The organism is Alcanivorax sp. HI0083, assembly GCF_001635175.1.
The window spans coordinates 1-2,973 of record NZ_LWFX01001274.1 but is presented as its reverse complement, the minus strand read 5'-3'; the positions used below and the strand labels follow the sequence as shown (position 1 = coordinate 2,973).

The window sequence follows — 2,973 nt, the reverse complement described above, 5'->3', positions numbered from 1 at the left end:
CTGGTTGGAGGGGATATCACCCGTGGTCCCCTGTCGGTCTCGATCCAGGCTACCGGGGCCGTGCCTCCGGGGCTGGCGTTGCGTCGTGATGGTGCCCGTGCGGGGGATCAGATCTGTGTAGGCGGCGTGACGGGGGCCGGCTTGCTTGGGCTGGAGCAGTGGCAGGCCGGGCAGCGTCACGGCCCTGCCGTGGGCCATTTCCGTCGGCCCCGTCCGCAGTGGGAGCTGGGTATGGCGCTACGTGGTCAGGCCAGTGCCTGCATCGATATTTCTGACGGTGTGCTGGCGGATCTGAACCATATCCTGCAGGCGTCGGGTGAGCTGGGTGCCTGTCTGGACGAGGCGGCGCTGCCGGACGATCCATCCGTGCTGGCCGGGTGCAGCGCCGATAAGCAGAGGGCCTTGCAGCTGCAGGGCGGTGATGACTATCTGCTATTGTTTACCTTGCCGCCATCAAAGCCGGTTCCGCAAGGCAGTTATTGCCTGGGTCGAATCGAGGCGCAACCCGGTATGCGTTTACGCCAGCGCGATGGGGCGGTGCGTACTCTGACCGTTACTGGCTGGCAGCATTTTTGACAAGAGACGCCTGCAAGCAAGACGCAACATGGCTGCACGCTAAACCCTACAAAATCCAAAGAGATTGCCGACACCGAGCCCGCGAGGAATAACATGGAATTTCAACGCCCCAGTATGCGTAACCCGGTGCACTTCCTGGCCTTCGGCTTCGGGTCCGGGCTGGCGCCTATTGCGCCGGGTACCTTTGGTACGGTGGCGGCCATGCCGATCTGGTGGTTGTGTGCCCAGCTGCCCCTGTGGGGGTATCTGGCGGTGACTGCAGCGGTAATCGCTGTGGGGCCCTACCTGTGCGGGAAGACCTCCGATGATATGCATGTGCATGATCACCCGGGCATTGTCTGGGATGAAATCGCGGGCCTGCTGATCACCATGATTGCCGTACCGATCACCCCCTGGGGGGCGCTGGCCGGGTTTGTGGCGTTCCGGGTGTTCGACATTATCAAGCCCTGGCCTATTGGCTGGCTGGACCGGCGGGTGGCCGGAGGCCTGGGAATCATGGTCGATGACTTGCTGGCAGGGGTTTATGCCGCGGTCGTGGTGCAATTACTGATCTGGCAATTTCCTGCCATATTTACCTGATATCGTTTTGTCACTACCGCTGGAGCCAAAGGAATGGCGCTCCTGAAGGTTAACTTTTAACCTGCAGGAAGATTCATTCGCAAAGGACTTGCAATGTCAGACACGGACCCGCGCTCACGACGGGTGGTGGTGCCAGGAGTGCGCTGGTTGCGCTTCCCCCGGCGCCTGGAAGGGGAGTACCGGGACTATCAGTGCCAGGAGGCGGTGGAAAGCTTCCGGGTCAATGCCTTCTATATCCTGTTGCTCTACATGCTGCTGATCACCGGCATTTATGCGTTGGCGCCGGAGCAGATTCGTGGCTGGTGGTTGTCCACCTATATCTGGGTGGGGATCATTGTGCTGGTGGCGGGCTTGCTCGCACAGGTGCGCGCGCTGGATCGTTTTTTCCCTCTCTATGCCGGTGTCGGCAGCTTTCTTGCCGTGGCGCTGTCCGTGGCCATTCCCGGCTTCATGCGCGACAGCGGCGCCATTCAGTTGGCTCATGTGTCTGTTATTTATGCACTGGTCATCATCTATGCCATGGTCGGGTTGCGCTTTACCGTGGCTGTGCTGGCAGGTTGGGGCGGTGGCCTGGTGGGGGCACTGATTGCTGAAAAGCTGGGCCAGGGGCTGGACTGGCAGGTGCTCCACCGTACCTATACCGGGATCAGTTTGCTGGGGATGTTCCTGTGCTATTCCTCGGAAGTGCGTGATCGGCTGCTTTTTTTCAACCAGCGCCAGCTACAACGCCAGCAACGTCGTACCCAGGCATTGGCAGAACGTCTGCACCGGCTCAGCCGGGAAGACAGCCTCACGGGGCTGGCCAATCGGCGCTTTTTCGATGAAGCCTTCGACCGGGAGTGGCGGCGTTGCAAACGCAGCGGACAGCCGCTGAGCGTAATGTTGGTGGATGTGGACCGCTTCAAGGCCTACAACGACCACTACGGACACCTGCAAGGCGATCTTTGCCTACAGAAGCTGTCAGCGGAATTCCATCGCTACAGCCGCCGCGGGGGGGATCTGGTGGCTCGCTTTGGTGGGGAGGAGTTCGTGCTGTTGTACCCGGAAACCGATGAAGTGGAGGCGCAGCAGCTGGCGTCCCGGCTATGTCGTTCCGTGCGCTCACTGGCCATCCCCCATGCGGATAATCCGCAAATGAACGAAGTGACGGTCAGTGTTGGCGTGGCCACGATGATTCCCGGCGACCGGCACAGTGCCGGAGACTTGCTGGAGGCTGCGGACCGGGCCCTCTATCTGGCCAAACAAGGCGGACGGGATGACTGGCGAATTTACCAGGCGCCGCCTGCGGTGCGCTTGGTCAAGGAGCGCAAGAACGACGAAGGGGAGCGATGATCGCTCCCCTTTCAGTTGTTGCTTTCCCGTGACTTTGCCGGGGCGGAGCTAGCGCTCCCGGGCTTCACGAAGGGTCTGTTGGCGGTTCAGGCGTTTGCGGATCTGTTGCTCAATGCCCTCTGCATCCAGGCCCGCTTCGGCCAGTAACACATCCCGCTTGCCGTGATGAATGAAGTGATCCGGCAGGGCCAGGTTCAGTACATCCAGCACTACGCCTGCCTCGTGCAGCAGTTCATTCACGGCCGAGCCTGCGCCCCCCATCTGCTGATGGTCTTCTGCGGTGACCAGCAAGGTGTGCTGCGCGGCGGCGTGGAGAATGGCATCCCGGTCCAGGGGTTTCACCCAGCGCATGTCCAGCACGGTGGCATTGAGCGCGTCGGCGGCTTCAAGCGCGGCTGGCACCAGTGCCCCAAAGGCCAGTATGGCCACGTGCTGGCCTTCGCGCAGGGTGCGCGCCTGGCCGATGGGCAGGGCGGTCATGGTTTC

At 61.6% G+C, this 2,973-nt stretch carries 4 protein-coding genes; 3 read left to right on the top strand and 1 reads right to left on the bottom strand.

Going from position 1 to position 2,973, the window contains the following annotated elements:
• The 3 genes from A3754_RS27915 to A3754_RS18810 all read left to right on the top strand — a co-directional run.
• Positions 1–576, top strand: a 576-nt coding sequence (locus tag A3754_RS27915; protein WP_369817626.1) for a thiamine-monophosphate kinase, incomplete at its 5' end; no start/stop codon positions are given.
• A 93-nt stretch (positions 577–669) separates the two neighbouring features.
• Positions 670–1,155 (top strand): phosphatidylglycerophosphatase A, encoded by a 486-nt coding sequence (locus A3754_RS18815; protein WP_063520926.1) that lies wholly within the window; start codon positions 670–672, stop codon positions 1,153–1,155.
• A gap of 93 nt (positions 1,156–1,248) precedes the next feature.
• Positions 1,249–2,487 (top strand): diguanylate cyclase, encoded by a 1,239-nt coding sequence (locus A3754_RS18810; RefSeq protein WP_063520925.1) that lies wholly within the window; start codon positions 1,249–1,251, stop codon positions 2,485–2,487.
• A gap of 48 nt (positions 2,488–2,535) precedes the next feature.
• On the opposite strand, the gene A3754_RS18805 is transcribed toward A3754_RS18810, so the two are convergent.
• A partial coding sequence (locus A3754_RS18805; RefSeq protein WP_304439848.1) for a transketolase C-terminal domain-containing protein occupies positions 2,536–2,973 on the bottom strand: 438 nt, incomplete at its 5' end.